The sequence below is a fragment of the Micromonospora sp. NPDC048842 genome, from assembly GCF_040649935.1.
Taxonomy (GTDB): domain Bacteria; phylum Actinomycetota; class Actinomycetes; order Mycobacteriales; family Micromonosporaceae; genus Micromonospora; species Micromonospora hortensis.
Genome location: NZ_JBEZGK010000019.1, coordinates 98,524 through 116,838, shown reverse-complemented (window position 1 = coordinate 116,838; position 18,315 = coordinate 98,524). Strand labels below are relative to the sequence as shown.

Genomic DNA, 18,315 nt, shown 5'->3' with positions numbered 1-18,315 from the left:
AGTCAGTTCATATTCATGAATGAGGAGTGCGCATGGTCCGCACCGCACCGCTCGGGGCTGGATGGTCCAACTGGGCCGGGAACCAGCGTGGCAGCGCCAGCGCGATCCTGCGCCCCGGCTCGCCGACAGACGTCGCAGAAGCCGTCAGATCCGCCGCCGCCGACGGCGGCCGGATCCGGGTGACGGGCAGCGGCCACTCGTTCACCGCCGTCGCGCTCGCCGACGATCGTCGGATGGATCTGTCCGACCTGGACACCATGGTCAGCGTGGACGTCGCACACCGACTGGTCACGGTGCCGGCGGGCATGACCCTGCACACGCTCAACGGCCTGCTCGCCCGGCACGGCCTCGCGCTTCCCAACCTCGGCGACATCGACGCGCAGACCGTCGCCGGGGCGATCTCCACCGGCACCCACGGCACCGGAGCCGGCTACGGGTGTCTCTCCACCTTCGTCGAGGCGATCACACTGGTCACCGGCACCGGCGAGGTGCTGCGCTGCTCCGCCGACGAGCATCCCGACGTCCTCGCCGCCGCCCGGGTGTCACTCGGCGCGCTCGGCGTCCTGGTCGAGGTGACACTGCGCTGCGTGGACGCCTTCGTCCTGCGTGCCCACGAACGACCGGCCGAGCTGGCCAACGTGCTCGGCGAACTGCCCGAGCTGATCGGCCGGCACGACCACGTCGAGTTCTACTGGTTCCCGTACACGTCCCGGGTCCAGGTCAAGGCCAACGACCGGGTGCCCGCCAACGACCGACCGCTGTCCCGCTGGCGCGGCTGGATGGACGACGACTTCCTGTCCAACCGGGTCTTCGCCGGTGCCTGCCGACTCGGCCGGGCCGTGCCCGCGCTGGCCCCGGGGATCAGCGCGGTCTCCGCCCGCGCCCTCACCGAACGCCACTACACCGGACGCTCCGACCGGGTCTTCTGCACGCCGCGCCGGGTCCGCTTCGTGGAGATGGAGTACGGCCTGCCCCGCGAGGCGTTGCCCGAGGCACTCGCCGCGCTCCAGCGGATCGTGGACGGCCTGCCGTTCAAGGTGCTCTTTCCGGTGGAGGTGCGATTCACCGCCGCCGACGACATCTGGCTGTCGCACGGCTACGGCCGGGACAACGCCTACATCGCGGTGCACCAGTACGTCGGCATGCCCTACGAGCCGTACTTCCGGGCCTTCGAGCAGGTGGCCGCCGGGCTGGGTGGTCGCCCGCACTGGGGCAAGCTGCACTACCGCGACGCCGCCTCGCTGGCCACTGCATACCCCCGCTTCGCGGACTTCCAGGCCGTCCGTGATCGGCTCGACCCTGATCGCGTCTTCACCAACGCCCACCTGAACCACGTCCTCGGGGCCTGACGTCGGTACGCGCCATGGCGGTGACCAGCGCTAGAGCGCCAGGTCGTTCAGGTTCACCACGTCGGCCATCGCCTCCGCGCCCCTGTCGTTCAGGTGCATGCCGTCGCCGCTGTCCAGCGCCGGGTGGATGTGGTCGGGGGCGTGCGGGTCCGCGACAGCACTCGCCACATCGAAGACGGCGTCGAAGGCGTCCGTCGTACGGATCCAGTCGTTCACCTCGCGTCGGGTGGCGAGACCCGCCGGGGTGCTGATCTCCGGGCCGGCGCCCGCGAACGGGCCGATGGTGGCGACGACGATCCGCAGACCGGCGCCGTGGGCGCGGTCGGCCAGCGCACGGAAGCCCTCGACGAGGGCGTCGGCGGTGACGGGCGGCTCGCCCAACATGACCGGAAGACCGAGGTCGTTGATACCGAAGTGGACCAGGACGTGGGTCAGGGCGGGGATGGAGAGAACGTCACTGTCGAAGCGCGCCAGCCCGTGTTCGCCGACGCCGTCGCGCAGGAGACGGTTCCCGGCGATGCCCTGGTTGACCACCCATCCGCGCTTCAGACGCCGGTTGAGGACGTCGACCGAACGACGATTCGCGCTCGTCGTGGTGCCGACTCCTTCGAACCAGGAATCGCCGAAGGCAACACCGACGGCGGTGTCCCGGGGGGCGAGCACGTCGACGCCCGCGAGGTAGAACCTCGCCTCGACCTGCTCGGCCCCCGGCAGTACGGACGACGTGACGTGATTGCCGCCGACTATCCGGGCGACTTCGGCCGGCTTGTGCGAATGGGTGGCCAGACCGGTCCGCTCCGGAAGGTAGAGGCTCAGCACGAGATCCGTGCCGGCCGCGACGGGGACGTCCACCGGGTCGGTGACAGCCTCCTCGCCCGCCGGGATGACGTGGCGCTCCGCGCCGTCGACGGTGAGGGCGACCCACCGACCGCCGACGGCGACAGTGGCAGCCCCGATGGTCAACGGAGTGCGGCCGTAACGGTTCGTCAGCCGTACCCGGAAGGCCTCCCCGCCGCCGGCCAGGTGCAGCACCTGACGAACGGTCTGGTCGGCGAAGCCACGGGGTTCGCTGAACTGGAGCTGCTCGTACGGACTGAGCAGCCCGGTGCGGAAACCGGCGGTCCAGATCATGGCTGGTCCAGGTCGGTAGTGGTGCCCTCCTCGATGCTGATCACCGAATCGATCAGGGAGAAGAACGCCTGAATGCCGGGCAGGTTGGCGCCTCGGCGGCGGGGTTCGGCGTAGTCCTCGGACGAGCCCCAGAAGACGACGTCCAGCCACTCGTCGGCCGACAGCCGGATCAGTCGCGCGTCGAGGAAGCCGCCACGATCGGCCTGGAAGTCGCGCAGCATCGCCGGCCGCGCGGCCAGCAGGGCGTCAGCGCGCTCGGCGGGGACGCGAAAGCGGGTGATTTCGACTGTGGTCATCGTGCCTCGATCCGTTCGGGTTGGGAGCCGTTGACGCCCAGCATCTGCCGGAGCTGGGTCAGGAGGACATCGCGGAAGTCGGCGGGTGCTGGCGTGGGGTCGCGCTGGACGCGAAAGATGATCAGGCCGGCCAGCGCCGAGAGCAGGAGGTCCGTCACCACCTCGGCGTCGTGGGCCAGTGTGAACGCCCCCCGCGCGGCACCCTCCCGGACGGCGGCCAGGAAGAGCGCCCGGTACCGCTCCTGCACTGTGGCGCTGTAGTCGCGCAGCTCGTCGTCGCGCATCGCGGAGCGCCAGAACTCCACGAGCACCTGCCGGGTCTGCTCCGAGTTGTGCAGGCTCCGGTCGACAAGCGCGACGAGTCGTCGCCACGGATCGCCCTCGGCGGCAGAGACGGCCCGCAGGGCCTCCACCTCCCGGTCGGTGAACACCTGCATGGCCTCGATGACCATGTCTTCGCGGGAGCCGAAATAGGTCTGGAGGGTGCTGATCGCGACCCCGCCGGCAGCGGACACGTCAGCGAAGCGGGTGTTCTCGTACCCGCGTGTCGCCAGCACACCTGCCACGGCGTCGAGAACGGAGTCCCGCTTCTCCCCGCCCGCACGCCTCTTCCTGATCGTCGGCATGGACATACGGTACGGCGGTACCGGTCAGCGCGAGTAGGTTCCGGCCCGGGATGTGACCCACTCGACGTCAAGGGACGTCACCGACAGCAGAACACCCCGGCTTCACCGAAACCGGGGTGTTCAGACGCGAAAGGAACTGTCGCTACTCCGTGCTGGTCGCGGCCTTGCGCGGGGCGGCCTTCTTCGCCGGAGCCTTCTTCGCCGCCGTCGCCTTGGCCGTGGTGGTCTTCTTCGCGGCAGTGGACTTGCTGGCGGCGGCCGTCTTCTTGGTGGCCGTGGCCTTCTTCGCGGGCGCCTTCTTCGCCGCCGCCTTCTTCTTCGGTGCCGGGCCCTTCGCCCGCTTTTCGGCCAGCATCTCGGACGCTTCCTCGATGGTCAGCGCCTCGGGAGTCTGCCCGCGCCGCAGCGACGCGTTGAACTCACCGTCGGTGACATATGGGCCGAACCGGCCGTCCTTGATCACCATCGGCTTCTCGGTGGCCGGGTCCACGCCCATCTCGCGCAACGGCGGGGCCGCGGCTCGCCGTCCACGCGCCTTCGGCGCGGCCAGCAGAGCCAGCGCCTCGTCCAGACCGACAGTGAACATCTGGTCCTCGGACTCCAGCGACCGGAACTCCTCGCCCCGCTTGACGTACGGGCCGTAGCGACCGTTGTTCGCGAAGATCTCGACGCCGTCCGGCGCGACACCGATCAGCCGGGGAAGGCTGAGCAGCTTGAGCGCCTCCTCCAGCGTCAGCGAGTCCGGGGTCTGCGTACGCAGCAGCGACGACTTCCGCTCGCCGCTGGACACGTACGGGCCGAACCGGCCGGACTTGAGCACGATCGGCTCGCCGGTGCCGGGGTCGTCGCCGAGCTTGCGCTCGCCGCTGCCGCCCAGGAACAGCTCGTGCACCTTCTCCGGGGTCAGCTCGTCCGGGGCCAGGCCCTCGGGGATCGGCGCCCGGTCACCCTGGGAGCCGCCCTCCTCGCCCTCGCCCGTTGCCGCGGCCGGTGCCGGCTGCTCACCGCCGGGCAGCTCCCGTTGCAGGTACGGCCCGTAGCGGCCGACCCGCACGACGACCTCGCGGCCGTCGTCGTCGGTGAAGAGCGGGATGGAGTTGACGCTGCGGGCGTCGATGTCGCTGAGGTTCTCGGTGACCAGCTTCTTGAGCCCACCGGAACGGGCGATGTCCTGGTCGCCGGCACCGTTGGAGCTGCCGAAGTAGAACGCCGTGAGGAAGTCGACCGCCGCGTGGTCACCGCCGGCGATCTCGTCCAGCTCGTTCTCCATGGTGGCCGTGAAGTCGTAGTCGATGAGGCGGGGATAGTGCCGCTCCATCAGCCCGATCACCGCGAAGGCCAGGAAGGTCGGGATCATCGCCTGGCCGCGCTTGGTGACGTACCCCCGGTCCTGGATCGTCTGCATGATCGACGCGTAGGTGGACGGCCGGCCGATGCCCAGCTCTTCCAGGGCCTTGACCAGCGACGCTTCGGTGTAGCGCGACGGCGGCTGGGTGTGGTGGCCCTGCGCGGCCAGTTCGTCGGCGGTCAGCGGCTGATCCTTGACCAGGGTGGGCAGCCGGCGCTCGGCGTCCTCGGCCTCGGCGTTCTCGTCGTCGCTGGACTCGACGTAGGCGCGCAGGAAGCCCGGGTCGGTGATGGTCTTACCGGTCGCGCCGAAGTCGGCTTCCTCCTGCGAGGTGGAGACCGCCCGGATGCGCACCGACACGCTGGAGCCGACCGCGTCGGTCATCTGCGAGGCGATGGTGCGCCGCCAGATCAGCTCGTAGAGCTTGAACTCCTCGGAGGACAGCTCCTTGGCCACCTCGCCCGGGGTACGGAAGTTGTCCCCCGCCGGGCGGATCGCCTCGTGTGCCTCCTGCGCGTTCTTCACCTTGCCGGTGTAGCGGCGCGGCTCCGGCGGAACGCTGCGCTCGCCGTACAGCTCGACGATCTGTCGACGCGCCGCCGAGATGGCGGTCTCCGACAGGTTGACCGAGTCGGTACGCATATAGGTGATGTAGCCGTTCTCGTACAGGCGCTGCGCGGTGCGCATCGTCTGCTGCGAGGACAGGCGCAGCTTGCGGGCCGCTTCCTGCTGGAGGGTCGAGGTGATGAACGGCGCGTACGGGCGACGGCGGTAGGGCTTCTCCTCGACCCGGGTGACGGTGAACGGCCGCCCCTCCAAGCGGGCCGCGAGACCACGGGCCCCGCTCTCGTCGAGGTGCACGACGCCAGCGCCAGGCTTCACCCGGCCGGTGGTCGGCTCGAAGTCCTTACCGGTGGCGATCCGGTCACCGTTGAGCGCGATGAGGGTCGCGTTGAACGCACGCGGGCCCTCGCCGACGTTGGCCACCGCGAGGGTGGCCAGGATGTCCCAGTATTCGGCGGTGCGGAAGGCCATCCGCTGCCGCTCCCGCTCGACCACGATGCGGGTCGCCACGGACTGCACCCGGCCTGCCGAGAGCCGCGGCATGACCTTCTTCCACAGCACCGGGGAGACCTCGTAGCCGTACAGGCGGTCGAGGATCCGGCGCGCCTCCTGGGCGTCGACCAGGTCGCGGTCGATCTCCCGGGGGTTGGCCACCGCCGCCTGGATCGCCGGCTTGGTGATCTCGTGGAAGACCATCCGCTTGACCGGGACCTTGGGCTTGAGCGTCTCGACCAGGTGCCAGGCGATCGCCTCGCCCTCGCGGTCCTCATCCGTCGCCAGGAAGATCTCGTCGACTTCCTTGGCCAGCTTCACCAGCTTGCTGATCTGCTGCTTACGGTCGGCGGAGACGACGTAGAGCGCCTGGAAGCCGTTGTCGACGTCCACCCCGAGCCGGGCCCAGGGCTCCTTCTTGTACTTGGCCGGCACGTCGGCGGCGTTGCGCGGCAGGTCGCGGACGTGACCGAAGCTGGCCTCCACGACGTACCCCGGGCCAAGGTAGCCCGAGATCGTCTTGGCCTTCGCCGGTGACTCGACGATGACCAGACGGGTGGTTCCAGCGTTGCTCGGCACGTCTCTCCCCGACCTCACTCCTGCTCGTGGTCTGCCGGCGCCCGGACAGCGACCGCTTTCGACCCCGCCGTCGCACCGGCGGTCCGGATGTCCAACGTAACGCGCCGCCCGCGTTTCGGGTTTCGCGGGCCGCAAACCGCTTCAAGGCGGCTGTCGACGCCACCCTGCCGCGCTCGGCACTGCCGGACGGCGCCACCGTACACCGTGGGTAGGGCTCGAAGCGGGTCACTGTGACGATGGCGGGCCCACGACCGAGGCCCGAGCCGCCCGTTTTCCGCCTGGATCGACCCGCCCGCTGTCCGGCACCGGACACCCGGCCGGCCCACCCCAGGGCCGCCGCCCAACCCCGTCGATCATGGACTTATGGTGGGCGCTTTAAGCCCGAACAGGCAATACGTCCCCCACCACAACTTCATGATCGACCCGGTGAAGGTGGGGTGGATCAGGTTGGCCAGGCGCCGGCCGGTGCTGCGGTCGGCGGCCCGCCGACCAGCTCGGCGAGGCGGGCCAACCGGCGGCGGCCGGTTATTCGGTACGCCGGGCCGCCCTCACCCGGGCCGAGCAGCGTCCCAGCCAGCCCCGCCGAGGCGAGCGCCACGCCCATCGGCTCCCAACACCCCTGATCGTCGGCGCCCAGCCGCAACAGGAAGCAGTCCGGAGGCTCCGGCATCCCGGCGGCGGCGAGCCACAGCCGCAACCGCCGGCCGGTCAGGTGGAACGCGGCCGGCGGGCGTTTCGTCGTACCGTGCAGCCAGGCGGCCGCGAGCGGCTTCAAGACCCGGGTGTACGACGTACGAACGGCGTGTCGCGCGCCCTCGGCCGGCTCCCAGCTCGCCGCCAGCCCACGCGACGCCAGTTCGGCGACGAGCACGTGCACCCGCCAGGCGGCGTCCACCTGCACCGAGAGCCGGGCGGTGCCGCCCATCCGGACCACCTCACCCGGCCCGGCGAGCAGCCCGGCCAGATCGGCGACTGTCGGTTCGGCCGCGTCCGCGCCGAAGAAGACAAGTTGCCGGTCCGCGTCGTCAGTTCGGGGTGGGCCGTTCTGGACTGCGCCGTCCTGCGACGGGCGGTTCTGCGACGAGCGGTTCTGCGGCGCGCCGCCGCGGCGTCGCCCGGGAGTGGGCGTGTCGGACTCGGGCGCGGGAAACAGCGCCGGGGGCGGCTGCGCCTTCCCGGTGTCACCGAGCCCGCTCAGCGACACTCCGGCACCTCGTCGAATGCCTGTTTCAACTCCTCGGAGTTGAGCTTGCTGGTGTCCAGCGCGCTGGCGTCGTACTCCGTGTTGAGGGTCTTCACGGCGGCCCGCACGCCGTCGTAGAAGGCCGTCGGCTCGCCGGTGCCCAAGCCGTCGATAGTGTCCCGGGCGCGACCGTACGCGTCCCGCATCTTCCCCAGGGAGCTGCGGAAACCGGCGGAGATGGCCTCGCCGTTCTCCGCCTCCGGGATACCCGCCTTCTCCACCTTGCGGCGCGCGGCCTCGCTGGCCTGCTCCGCCCCGTCGAAGAGCCGCACCAGGTTCTCCTTGGCCTGCGCCGGCGTGGTCTGCGCGGTCATCTGCTCGTCAGTGCTGCTGGTCAGCTTGTTGATCTCAGAGCGCCACGGGGTGAGGGCACCGCAGACCGAGGCCGCCCAGGCCCGTGGGCTGGGACCCCCGCCGCAGCCGGCGAGAACGACGATCGTGGCCAGGACCACCGTGAGCTTTCCGGCGGCAGACGCCCGGCACGTACGCATGCGTTGCAGCGTACGGCCTTTGGCCAGGTGTGGCATCGGGCCGGACGGCCGGGGTCCCCGGTCGACGGGCTACGTCGACCGGGGACCCCGGGCCGTTGGTGGATCAGGCGTTCACTGTCTCCGGGCGGTGATCGGTGCTGCCCGCGCCGGTGTTGCCATCGGCGTCCGAGTCGGACATCGCGATGCCCTTGCGCTTGCTGAACACCACCGACGCCACGATGATCAGCGTCGCGACCAGCGCGATGCCGACCCGCAGGCCGACGTTGCGCTCGTCGCCGACGCTCCAGGCCACCACGGCGGGCGCGATCAGCAGCGAGACCAGGTTCATCACCTTGATCAGCGGGTTGATCGCCGGGCCGGCGGTGTCCTTGAACGGGTCGCCGACGGTGTCGCCGATGACAGTGGCGGCGTGCGCCTCGGAGCCCTTGCCCCCGTACGCGCCGTCCTCGACCAGCTTCTTGGCGTTGTCCCAGGCCCCACCGGAGTTGGACAGGAACACCGCCATCAGGGTGCCGGCACCGATCGCACCGGCCAGGTACGCCGCGAGCGCGCCGGGCCCGAGGCCGAAGCCGACAGCGATCGGCGCCAGGATGGCGAGCAGGCCGGGGGTCATCAGCTCGCGCTGCGCGTCCCGGGTGCAGATGTCGACGACCTTGCCGTACTCCGGGCGCTGGGTGCCGTCCATGATGCCGGGCAGCTCACGGAACTGCCGACGGACCTCCATCACCACGGCACCGGCCGAGCGGGACACCGCGTTGATGGCCAGCCCGGAGAAGAGGAAGACCACAGCCGCGCCGATGATCAGGCCGACCAGGTTGCGCGGGTTCGCCACGTTCAGCGCGTTGAGGATCTCGTTGCCGACGTCGCCCACGCCAGCCGTCGCGTACGCGCTGCTGAGCGTGTCGGTGTACGAGCCGAACAGCGCGGTCGCGGCGAGCACCGCAGTGGCGATCGCGATGCCCTTGGTGATCGCCTTGGTGGTGTTGCCGACCGCGTCCAGCTCGGTCAGCGTGCGAGCGCCGTGCTCGTCGATGTCGCCGGACATCTCGGCGATGCCCTGGGCGTTGTCGGAGATCGGCCCGAAGGTGTCCATCGCGACGATCACGCCGACGGTGGTGAGCAGGCCGGTGCCGGCCAGTGCCACAGCGAACAGAGACAGCGTGATGGAGCTGCCGCCGAGGAGGAAGGCGCCGAAGACGCCGGCGCCGATCAGCAGCGCCGAGTAGACAGCCGACTCCAGGCCGATGCTGATGCCGGCCAGGATCACTGTCGCCGCACCGGTCTGCGAGCTCTTGCCGATGTCCTGCACCGGTCGCCGTTTGGTCTCGGTGAAGTAGCCGGTCAGCGCCTGGATCGCGGCGGCCAGCACGATGCCGATCACTACCGCGCCGATGGCCACCAGCCGCGGGTTGCCGGTGGCGTCGGTGAGGCCACTGTCGAACTCGCCGAAGGTCGCCGGCAGGTACGCGTAGGCGGCGATCGCCACCAGCACCGCGGAGAGCACCGCCGACAGGTAGAAGGCCCTGTTGATAGCGGTCAGGGCGTTACGGTCGGACGCGCGCAGCCGGGTGATGAAGACGCCGACGATCGCGATCAGCACACCGATGGTGGAGATGATCAGCGGGAAGACCAGGCCCTCCTCGCCGAACGCGGCTCGGCCGAGGATCAGCGCGGCGACAAGCGTCACCGCGTACGACTCGAACAGGTCGGCGGCCATGCCGGCGCAGTCACCGACATTGTCGCCCACGTTGTCGGCGATGGTGGCGGCGTTGCGCGGGTCGTCCTCGGGGATGCCCTGCTCGACCTTGCCGACCAGGTCGGCGCCGACGTCGGCGGCCTTGGTGAAGATGCCGCCGCCGACGCGCATGAACATCGCGAGCAGCGCGGCGCCGAAGCCGAAGCCCTCCAGCACCGTGGGCGCGTCACCCCGGTAGACGAGGACGACCATCGCCGCACCGAAGAGGCCGAGGCCGACGGTGAAGAAGCCGACGACGCCGCCGGTCTGGAAGGCGATCTTCATGGCCGCCTCGCGGCCGCCTACTCGCTCCCGTGCGGCGGCGGCCACGCGCAGGTTGGCGCGGGTGGCCAGCCACATGCCAGCGCCGCCGATGAACGCGCTGAACAGGGCGCCCACTACGAAGAAGAGTGAGCGGCCGATCTTCACAGCCAGCTCACTGCCATCGGTGTCGTGCACCGGAAGCAGGAAGAGCAGCACGACGGCGACGACGACGAAGATCGCCAGGGTGCGGAATTGACGGAGCAGGTAGGCCGAGGCGCCCTCCTGGACCGCCCCCGAGATCTCCTGCATTTTCTCGGTGCCCTTACCAGCGGCCAGCACCGTTTTTGTCAGGGCGGCAGCGAAACCGAGTGCCACCAGCGCGACAACCGCGGCGATGACGACGTAGGTGACATTGCTTCCGGTAAGGGAAAGCCCGCCGCCGTCGGCGGCCAAGGTCCCGGACATCTGTGTCCTCCTGTTACCGAACAATCGCGCCGGTGAGTGGAGACGCACTGACCGACGCCTGGATGCGGACTCGCAAGCGCGCGCCAACCCACCAGCGGACCAGCGATGAACACCCATACCCGCTGGCTGCGGGATAGGTCACTTGCTGACAACCCGGGTACTGTAGCCCTCCGCAGTGTTGGAGGTCACACCCAGGTGGCACCGTGTCGCGATGATCTTCGTCGCTGTGTTATGAAACGAAATCTGATATAGGGCCCCATCCATGCAAAGAAGGCCGCATCCCCAGCAGGGGACGCGGCCTACGCAGCGGAATTGATCAGCGGCCGACCGGCCACACCATCCGCACCTCGGTGCCGATGCCCTCGTCGACCGGGCGCACCTGGAGGTCCTCGACGAAACCGGCGAGCAGCGCGAAGCCGACGCCGGTGGTCAGCGCCTCATCGGTCAGCGCCTCGTTGGCCAGCTCGTCCGGTGGCAGCGCGGTCAGACCGATACCCGCCTCGATCGGCGCCCGGTCCACCACCCGCACTGCGTACGAGCCACCGTCGGACATCTCCACCAGCACCGGGTCGGCCAGGCCGTACTGCCGGTGCAGGGCCACCGCGCGCGTGCACGCCTCACCGATGGCCAGGCGCACCTCGTCCAGCAGGTCCTCACGCACCCCGGCCCGCCGGGCGACGGCGACGCCGACCAGGCGGGCGGTGCGCACGTGCACCGGAGCGGGCGAGAAGGAGAGCTTGACTGTCGCCATCACGCGCCGGCGCCCGCCGAGTCGGCGCTGATCGCCGCGTCGACCGTCGGGTGCAGCGGAAACACCTGGTCCAGCGCGGTGATCCGGAAGATCTTGAGCAGCGGCTCCTTGTCGCAGACCAGCGCGAACGAACCGCTCGCCGAGCGGAGCCGCTTGAGCGCGCCGACCAGCACGCCCAGCCCGGTGGAGTCGAGGAAGTCCACCCGACCGAGGTCGACCACCACGTGACGGGCGCCACCGTCGATCACTTCGAGGAGTCGCTCACGGAGCCGGGGCGCGGTGTAGACGTCCACCTCACCACCGACCTCGAGCACCGTGTGCTCGCCCACGGTGCGGGTCGCCAGTGACAGCTCCATCGGTCCTCCTCGCCAGAGCCGTAAACTCTCGTGGGCATCTAACCACTACCGCCGGGACGGCCTGCGGACGCCAGCGGCGGCTTCCCCTTACCCCGGTGTCCGACTTTTCATCTCCGAACACCAGTGCGAGAGTGCAGGGCGTGACCTCCGACGACTTCAGCTCCGCGCGCGGCACGCCGCGCCACGACCTGGAGTCGTCGTCCGCGGCCACCGTATCCGCTGGTCCCGGCCCCGGGCCAGCGCCGGCCGACCTGCTGCGCCGGCTACGCGCCCGGGGCGCCGCCGACCCGGTCACCCACGTCGAGCGGGTGCCGGCCCGCGCCGGTGTGCCCGCGCCGTGGCCGTCGTGGGCACCGGCGGAGTTACGCGCGGCGTTCACCGGGCGCGGCGTGGTCGCGCCCTGGCAGCACCAGGCCGAGGCGGCCAACCTGGCGTACGAGGGCCAGCACGTGGTCGTCGCCACCGGCACCGCTTCCGGCAAGTCACTGGCGTACCAACTGCCCGCCCTGGCCACACTGCTCGCCGACCCCCGGGCCACAGTGCTCTACCTGGCGCCGACCAAGGCGCTCGCCGCGGACCAGTTGCGCGCCGTCGCCGCGCTGGAGCTGGAGGGGGTACGCCCCGCCTGCTACGACGGGGACACTCCGCGCACCGAGCGGGAGTGGATCCGCCGGCACTCCCGGTTCGTGCTGACCAACCCGGACATGCTGCACCACGGCATCCTGCCCGGGCACGCCCAGTGGTCCGGTTTCCTGCGCCGACTCGCGTACGTGGTGATCGACGAGTGCCACACCTACCGGGGCGTGTTCGGCTCGCACGTCGCGCACGTGCTGCGTCGGCTGCGTCGGCAGTGCGCCCGGTTCGGGGCCACCCCGGTGTTCGTGCTCGCCTCGGCCACCTCCGGCGACCCGGCCACCGCGGCCGGACGGCTGACCGGCCTGCCGGTGACGGCGGTCACCGAGGACGCCTCCCCCCGCGGCGGGGTGACCTTCGCACTCTGGGAACCGCCGCTGCTGCCACCCGACTCGTCGGCCTCTTCGCCGGTGCCGCCGCAGGCGACGGGCGAGCACGACGAGCTTCACCAGGTCCGCCGGTCGGCGCTGCGCGAGACCGCCGACCTGCTCGCCGACACGGTCGCCGAGGGGGTACGCACCCTCGCGTTCGTCCGCTCCCGCAAGGGTGCCGAGGTGGTGGCCGCCAACGCGCGTCGAGCGCTGGACGACGCGGTGCCGGGGCTCGGCGACCGGGTCGCCGCCTACCGGGGCGGTTACCTGCGGGAGGAGCGACGCGAGCTGGAACGGGCCCTGCTGCACGGCGACCTGCTCGGCCTGGCCTCCACCAACGCGCTGGAGCTGGGCGTGGACCTGGTCGGGCTCGACGCGGTGCTGATCTGCGGCTACCCGGGCACCCGGGCGTCGCTGTGGCAGCAGGCGGGCCGCGCCGGGCGTTCCGGGCAGGAGGCCCTCGCGGTGCTGGTGGCCCGGGACGACCCCCTGGACACCTACCTGGTGCACCACCCGGAGGCGATCTTCGGCGCGCCGGTGGAGGCGACGGTGCTCGACCCGGCCAACCCGTACGTGCTGGCACCGCAGCTCGCCTGCGCCGCGGTGGAGGCACCGCTCACCCCGGCCGACCTGGTGCTCTTCGGCGACGGGGCGAAGGAGGCGGTCGACCAGCTGGTCGCGGCGGGGGCGCTGCGGCAGCGGCCCACCGGTTGGTACTGGCGGCACCGGGAGCGGCCCGAGGTGGACCTGCGCGGTGAGGGCGGCGCCCCGGTCGCCGTGGTGGAGTCGTCGACCGGCCGGCTGCTCGGCACCGTCGACGGCGGCTCGTCGCACTTCCTGCTGCACTCCGGCGCGGTCTATCTGCATCAGGGCGTCTCGTACGTGGTCGACCAGCTCGACCTGGCCGACGGTTGCGCGCTGGTACGCGCCGAGGAGCCGGACTGGTCCACCCACGCCCGCGACGTCACCGACCTGTCAGTGGTGTCGGTGCGCTCCTACGTGGACGCCGGCCCGGTCGGCATGTTCCTCGGCGAGGTGGACGTGACCAGCCAGGTGGTGTCGTACCAGCGGCGGCGGATCGCTACCGGCGAGGTGATCGACACCCGGCCGCTCGACCTGCCCGCCCGGGAGCTGCGCACTGTGGCGGTCTGGTTCACCCTGTCACCGCAGTCGTTGGCCCTCGCCGGGGTCCAGCCGGCCGACGTGCCGGGCGCTCTGCACGCCGCCGAACACGCCGCGATCGGCCTGCTGCCGCTGATGGCCACCTGCGACCGGTGGGACATCGGTGGGCTCTCCACCGCCATCCACCCGGACACCGAGGCGCCGACCGTCTTCGTCTACGACGGGCATCCGGGTGGCGCCGGCTTCGCCGAGCGGGCGTACGGAACGGCGGCGGCGTGGCTGCGGGCCACCCGGGACGCGATAGCGGAGTGCGGCTGCGAGGCCGGCTGCCCGTCCTGCGTGCAGTCACCGAAATGCGGCAACGGCAACAATCCCCTCTCCAAACCGGACGCGATCCGGGTGCTCGACGTGGTGTTGACGAACCTGCCCAACTGACCGGCTTGCATGAATCGGCATGGCACGGGGCACAATGATGTGGGAGCGCTTCCATCGATGCCAATGTTGCTGATCGCCCCCCGTGCCCGAGGAGAAGCTGTGGCCGACACCATCGCCGAGACCGTCGACCTGCTCTACACCATCGACCAGGACAATCTCACCCTCGACCAGCAGATCGCGCTGGGGTCGGCACTGGCCGCCCTGGCCCAGGCGGAACGGCTGGAACAGATCAACGAGCGGCTGCGCGGCATCCACCAGGTCCTGAACACCTGGTCGCTGCGGGCCGCGACCTCCGTCGACAGTCGCTGAGGTCTTCGGAGTGATCCTGCTAGGGCACCAGTGACCACTCCGTGCTGGGTAGTCGTCCGGCGACCGCGACGGCTACCCAGCAGCAACTGATCATGGGCAGCAGGGAGCGCGACGGTTGTCGGGCTGTGCGAGACTCCGGCGCACCAACCCCCAGAGGAGTACACATGCAGCTCGACAACTTGCAGGGCCAGCACCAGTTCCACATCCGCCAGCGACTGCGCATGATGGTCAACCAGTACGAGGTCCGGGCGGTCTCCCCCGACGGCACCGAGGGTGAGCTGCTGGCGTTCGCGCAGCAGAAGCGGCTCGCCTTCAAGGAGCAGGTGACCATCTACACGGATGACTCCAAGCAGCAGCCTCTGCTCGGCTTCAAGGCCCGCCAGCGCATCGACCTCGGCGCGACGTACGACGTCACCGACGCTGCGGGCAACGCGATCGGCCTGTTCCGCAAGGACTTCGCCCAGTCGCTGCTGCGGTCCACCTGGCACGTCGAGCAGGGCGGCCTGCCGCAGGTGACGGGCCAGGAGCGCAGCATGCCGGTGGCACTGCTGCGTCGATTCGTCGACTCGCTGTCCTGGCTGCCGTACCACTTCGACTTCACGGCGAACGGCCAGCCGGTCTTCACCGTGGTCAAGAAGTGGGGCCTGCGCGACAAGTACGTCGTCGAGGTGCAGAACCCGCAGATCGACCGCCGCCTGGTCATCGCGATGGCCGTCGCCCTCGACGCGCTCCAGGCCCGCTGACACACCCGGCCTGGACCAGGGCGGCGCGGGGCGGTGCCGTTCGGTTCGGTGCGGTTCGGCGCGGCGACCCACCACGGTCGCCGTCGCGGCCACCCAATCCTCGGCAGCCGGCCGGGACCTGGACCTCGACCAGTCCCGGCCGGCAGGCCGTGATCCCCGACCGGCAGACGTCGGGCGCGATCCCCGGCCGGCAGGCCGTCGGCCGCACTCTCGGGCGGCGTGCCGTTGGTGACTCGGTGTCCTGACGGGTCCGGTCCCCCTCTGGAGCTGATGTCGTAAACGAATCACCCTTGATGTCGTAACCGATTCAGCTCCACAGCACCCACCAATCCCACCAGGGCCCTGGCTCCTTCGGCCACGCGCTGGCCCGTACCTGCGCCTGGTGCCGCACCACGAGTCAATTCGGGAACGCCACAGGCCGCTCTCTCCACAGGCCCCGCCCTGCGCACGCCGCGCCCGACCACGGGGCGCGCCTGGGCTGCCCGCACCGCGCCGCCGGACGCGGCGGTGAGCAGTGACGCCGCCGCGAGGGTCAGCCTCGCACCGGACCGGCGCGGGCGCTCGCTGCGGCCACCCGCGTCAGGCCGGGTAGTGGCGTGAACGCCACCTCGACCGTCACCAGCACGTCCAGCCCGTCGAGGCGACAGCCGACCAGCCGGCCATCGTTGCGACCGACGAGGTCGGACGCGGACGCACAAGCCGCAGCGTCGCCGTCGAGCGCCCGGGCTGCCCCGGCCAGCGCGCCGAGGTCGGCTGCCACAGCCGCTCGCTGGCTCGCCATTCCGGCGGCGACGATGGCGGCGCCGAACGTCCCGAACACCACGAGGACGAGCCCCATCGCCAGCAGCAGGACCGTCGCGCCACCTCGCTGCCGGTCCGGCCGGCCAGCAACGAGCCCTCCGGCAGCCGGTTCTCGACCGGAGCGGGGTGACGGATCTCTTTGCACTACCAGCTCCCCTCATGCGCGCCCGGTTCGACGGCGGCGACGGCGGTGGCGACCACTGTGATTCGCGGTAGCCGACCGCCCAACGTCCGGACGGGTGCCCTTACCGTCGCCCGCACCCGGTCGCCGTCGACGGACACCGACACCGCCGCCCCCGGCGGCGCTGCCCGGCCACCCTCCGCGCTGCCGTCCGCGCCCCGGGCGGCGGCTAGCGCAGCCTCCCGGGCCGCGTGCAGGCAACCCGCCTGCACGCTGACGGCGTTGACAGCGGTCAGGCCGGCCAGCAGAAGCAGGAGCAGCGCCGGCAGGCCGGCCGCCAGTTCGGCGGTGAAGGACCCCCGGTCCCCGCCAACGGTCCGCACGAGGACGCGAAGTCTCCGCCCGCCGCGTGCCGCCAGCCCGGGAACACTCGACCCTGAATCGCGGCCGGCCCGCCGGCGCCCGATCACTTCAGCGCCCGGTCGATGACAGCGGTCAGCGCCGACTGGACGTTGCCGGAGGTCAGCACCTTCAACAGGATCCCGGCGAAGGCGACCGCGGCGAGGGTGCCCACGGCGTACTCGGCCGTGTTCATCCCGGCATCGCCGCGTAGGCGATCGATGAGTTTGCGCATTACTGTTTCCCCTTCTCGATGGGTCAGAGCACATCGCCGAGAACGGCGACGATCACCGGCACGAGTCCGGCGAGAATGAACGCCGGCAGGAAGCAGAGCCCCAGCGGCAGGACGATGAGCACACCCGCCCGCCGGGCCGATGCCTCCGCAGCGGTGGCACGGTCGGCGCGCAGGTCGTCGGCGAGCCGGGTCAGCGCGCCGGCCAGGGCGGCACCACTGTTGGCCGAGCGCAACGCCGCCGAGGTCAGGCGCTCGGCGCCGGGCACGCCGTCCAGCGCGGACCATGCCTCTGCTGGGCCACCACCGAGCAGCAACGTGCGGCCAACCCGGGCCAACCGGCCGGCGAGCGGCCCGTCCAGCGCCTCGGCGACGGCCAGCACCGAGCGATCCACTGGGGCACCCGCCCGCATCGCCGCAGCCAGCAGGTCAGCGGCGAGCGGTAGGTCAGCGGCCTCCTGCTGCCGCCGCCTCCGCACAGCGGGCGACTCGATCCGCCGCAACAGGACATCAAGCAGGAACGCGGCCGGGAGAGCGCCGAGCAGCCCGAGCCAGCCCTCGACGACGATGGCCACGGCGAGCCCAGCCAACACCGCCACGAGCCGGATCGCGTCCGGCCGCCGCCGCCTGGTTGAGCTGGGCTGGCTCGCCGAGCTGGCTTGGCCGACTGGGCTGCGTTGGCCTGCCCCGCTGCGTTGGCCTGCCCCGCTGCGTTGGCCTGCCCCGCTGCGTTGGCTCCCCGGTCTGCGTTGACCGGCTGGGTTGGGCCGGCCGGCTGGGCCGCGGGCCGTCATTCTGCCCGCCCCGGTGTCGCGCCCAGCCGTTCCGCCCACAGAAGGCCCACGACCTGAAGTGCGACCGCGACAACCGCGCTAACACCGCCGACAGTGCTGTGCAGGAGCACCGCCATGGGGTCGACGCCGATGCCGTACCCCAACCCGATCCCGCCGATCGGCAGAGCCGCCAGTAGCCAGGCCGTGGCCCGGGCACCGGCCGCCTGGGCGGCCGCCGCGGCCAGACCCCGGTCGGTTGCCCGAGCGTCCGCCTCGATCCGCTCCAGAAGCTCCGCCAGCGGCGCACCGGTCTGGTCGGCCAAGCGCACCGCCGCCGAGGTCAGCTGACGTAGGCGGCTCGCCCCGTCACTCTCGATGGCTGTGACGTCAAGCGCGTGTGAAACGGGCAGGCCGGCCCGTAGGTCCGCCGCGAGGCCGCAGAGCTGGTCCAGCCCATGTCGTCGGCTCCGCTCGGCGCTCCGGTTCACTCGCCAGCGCAGCGCGGCGCGTACGGCCAGCGTGCCGTACCCGGCCATGGCGACCGCGGCCACCGGACCACCGACCACGGCACCCACACCGCCCCCGAGCAGACCGACCACCGGCAGCACGCGCGTCGTCGATCGCGAGATGCGCACCGACGGGTTCGTACCCGGCGTTCTGTCGGTCGGGCCGACGCGCCCGTGGGC

At 71.2% G+C, this 18,315-nt stretch carries 17 protein-coding genes and 1 pseudogene; 4 read left to right on the top strand and 14 right to left on the bottom strand.

The window, feature by feature from the left end; all coding sequences use genetic code 11:
* Positions 1-32: 32 nt before the first annotated feature.
* A complete protein-coding gene (locus tag AB0C19_RS24340; RefSeq protein ID WP_357188894.1) occupies positions 33-1,349 on the top strand; it encodes a D-arabinono-1,4-lactone oxidase in 1,317 nt (438 codons plus the stop codon).
* 30 nt (positions 1,350-1,379) lie between these two features.
* Here the strand turns inward: AB0C19_RS24340 and AB0C19_RS24335 are convergent, their stop codons facing one another.
* The 9 genes from AB0C19_RS24335 to AB0C19_RS24295 form a co-directional block, all read right to left on the bottom strand.
* Positions 1,380-2,480 (bottom strand): GDSL-type esterase/lipase family protein, encoded by a 1,101-nt coding sequence (locus AB0C19_RS24335; RefSeq protein WP_357188891.1) that lies wholly within the window; start codon positions 2,478-2,480, stop codon positions 1,380-1,382.
* A complete protein-coding gene (locus AB0C19_RS24330; RefSeq protein ID WP_357188889.1) occupies positions 2,477-2,776 on the bottom strand; it encodes a hypothetical protein in 300 nt (99 codons plus the stop codon). The genes AB0C19_RS24335 and AB0C19_RS24330 overlap by 4 nt, the downstream gene beginning before the upstream one ends.
* The gene (locus AB0C19_RS24325) at positions 2,773-3,402 is read right to left on the bottom strand and encodes a TetR/AcrR family transcriptional regulator (RefSeq protein ID WP_357188887.1); all 630 of its coding nucleotides are present in this window, start codon (positions 3,400-3,402) and stop codon (positions 2,773-2,775) included. The genes AB0C19_RS24330 and AB0C19_RS24325 overlap by 4 nt, the downstream gene beginning before the upstream one ends.
* Positions 3,403-3,544: 142 nt before the next feature.
* Complete coding sequence (topA, locus tag AB0C19_RS24320; protein WP_357188885.1) at positions 3,545-6,385, bottom strand: type I DNA topoisomerase; 2,841 nt, start codon at positions 6,383-6,385, stop codon at positions 3,545-3,547.
* A 442-nt stretch (positions 6,386-6,827) separates the two neighbouring features.
* Positions 6,828-7,589: a hypothetical protein gene (locus AB0C19_RS24315; protein ID WP_357188883.1), complete on the bottom strand. Its 762-nt coding sequence runs from the start codon at positions 7,587-7,589 to the stop codon at positions 6,828-6,830.
* Positions 7,580-8,119, bottom strand: coding sequence for a hypothetical protein (locus AB0C19_RS24310; protein ID WP_357188881.1), 540 nt, complete (start codon positions 8,117-8,119; stop codon positions 7,580-7,582). The genes AB0C19_RS24315 and AB0C19_RS24310 overlap by 10 nt, the downstream gene beginning before the upstream one ends.
* Before the next feature lie 103 nt (positions 8,120-8,222).
* Positions 8,223-10,583, bottom strand: coding sequence for a sodium-translocating pyrophosphatase (locus tag AB0C19_RS24305; protein WP_357188879.1), 2,361 nt, complete (start codon positions 10,581-10,583; stop codon positions 8,223-8,225).
* Positions 10,584-10,899: 316 nt separating this feature from the next.
* Positions 10,900-11,337, bottom strand: coding sequence for an ATP-binding protein (locus tag AB0C19_RS24300; RefSeq protein WP_238684776.1), 438 nt, complete (start codon positions 11,335-11,337; stop codon positions 10,900-10,902).
* Positions 11,334-11,690 (bottom strand): STAS domain-containing protein, encoded by a 357-nt coding sequence (locus AB0C19_RS24295; protein WP_357188877.1) that lies wholly within the window; start codon positions 11,688-11,690, stop codon positions 11,334-11,336. The genes AB0C19_RS24300 and AB0C19_RS24295 overlap by 4 nt, the downstream gene beginning before the upstream one ends.
* A 188-nt stretch (positions 11,691-11,878) precedes the next feature.
* On the opposite strand from AB0C19_RS24295, the gene AB0C19_RS24290 reads away from it, so the two are divergent.
* The 3 genes from AB0C19_RS24290 (at position 11,879) to AB0C19_RS24280 (ending at position 15,303) form a co-directional block, all read left to right on the top strand.
* A complete protein-coding gene (locus tag AB0C19_RS24290; RefSeq protein ID WP_357188922.1) occupies positions 11,879-14,251 on the top strand; it encodes a DEAD/DEAH box helicase in 2,373 nt (790 codons plus the stop codon).
* A gap of 99 nt (positions 14,252-14,350) precedes the next feature.
* Positions 14,351-14,560, top strand: a complete 210-nt coding sequence (locus AB0C19_RS24285; protein ID WP_328651309.1) for a hypothetical protein — start codon at positions 14,351-14,353, stop codon at positions 14,558-14,560.
* Positions 14,561-14,724: 164 nt separating this feature from the next.
* Complete coding sequence (locus AB0C19_RS24280) at positions 14,725-15,303, top strand: hypothetical protein (protein ID WP_238684778.1); 579 nt, start codon at positions 14,725-14,727, stop codon at positions 15,301-15,303.
* A gap of 532 nt (positions 15,304-15,835) precedes the next feature.
* Here AB0C19_RS24280 and AB0C19_RS24275 read toward each other — a convergent pair.
* From AB0C19_RS24275 to AB0C19_RS24255, 5 genes and pseudogenes are all read right to left on the bottom strand, one after another.
* Positions 15,836-16,249, bottom strand: a complete 414-nt coding sequence (locus AB0C19_RS24275; protein WP_357188874.1) for an Rv3654c family TadE-like protein — start codon at positions 16,247-16,249, stop codon at positions 15,836-15,838.
* The gene (locus AB0C19_RS24270; RefSeq protein ID WP_357188872.1) at positions 16,249-16,608 is read right to left on the bottom strand and encodes a TadE family type IV pilus minor pilin; all 360 of its coding nucleotides are present in this window, start codon (positions 16,606-16,608) and stop codon (positions 16,249-16,251) included. Before AB0C19_RS24270 ends, AB0C19_RS24275 begins: the two co-directional genes overlap by 1 nt.
* A gap of 83 nt (positions 16,609-16,691) precedes the next feature.
* Entirely contained in the window at positions 16,692-16,859 is a 168-nt protein-coding gene (locus AB0C19_RS24265; protein WP_357188870.1) for a DUF4244 domain-containing protein, read from the bottom strand.
* Between the two features lie 23 nt (positions 16,860-16,882).
* Positions 16,883-17,464, bottom strand: coding sequence for a type II secretion system F family protein (locus AB0C19_RS24260; protein WP_357188920.1), 582 nt, complete (start codon positions 17,462-17,464; stop codon positions 16,883-16,885).
* A 182-nt stretch (positions 17,465-17,646) separates the two neighbouring features.
* Positions 17,647-18,240 (bottom strand): annotated as a pseudogene (locus AB0C19_RS24255) (hypothetical protein); the annotation flags it as partial.
* Positions 18,241-18,315: the final 75 nt, after the last annotated feature.

Bases quoted from the DNA above. Each gene is read 5' to 3' on its own strand.
- AB0C19_RS24340 (WP_357188894.1), top strand. From the start codon at position 33: ATGGTCCGCACCGCACCGCTCGGGGCTGGATGGTCCAACTGGGCCGGG.
- AB0C19_RS24335 (WP_357188891.1), bottom strand. From the start codon at position 2,480: ATGATCTGGACCGCCGGTTTCCGCACCGGGCTGCTCAGTCCGTACGAG.
- AB0C19_RS24330 (WP_357188889.1), bottom strand. From the start codon at position 2,776: ATGACCACAGTCGAAATCACCCGCTTTCGCGTCCCCGCCGAGCGCGCT.
- AB0C19_RS24325 (WP_357188887.1), bottom strand. From the start codon at position 3,402: ATGCCGACGATCAGGAAGAGGCGTGCGGGCGGGGAGAAGCGGGACTCC.
- AB0C19_RS24310 (WP_357188881.1), bottom strand. From the start codon at position 8,119: ATGCGTACGTGCCGGGCGTCTGCCGCCGGAAAGCTCACGGTGGTCCTG.
- AB0C19_RS24305 (WP_357188879.1), bottom strand. From the start codon at position 10,583: ATGTCCGGGACCTTGGCCGCCGACGGCGGCGGGCTTTCCCTTACCGGA.
- AB0C19_RS24295 (WP_357188877.1), bottom strand. From the start codon at position 11,690: ATGGAGCTGTCACTGGCGACCCGCACCGTGGGCGAGCACACGGTGCTC.
- AB0C19_RS24280 (WP_238684778.1), top strand. From the start codon at position 14,725: ATGCAGCTCGACAACTTGCAGGGCCAGCACCAGTTCCACATCCGCCAG.
- AB0C19_RS24265 (WP_357188870.1), bottom strand. From the start codon at position 16,859: ATGCGCAAACTCATCGATCGCCTACGCGGCGATGCCGGGATGAACACG.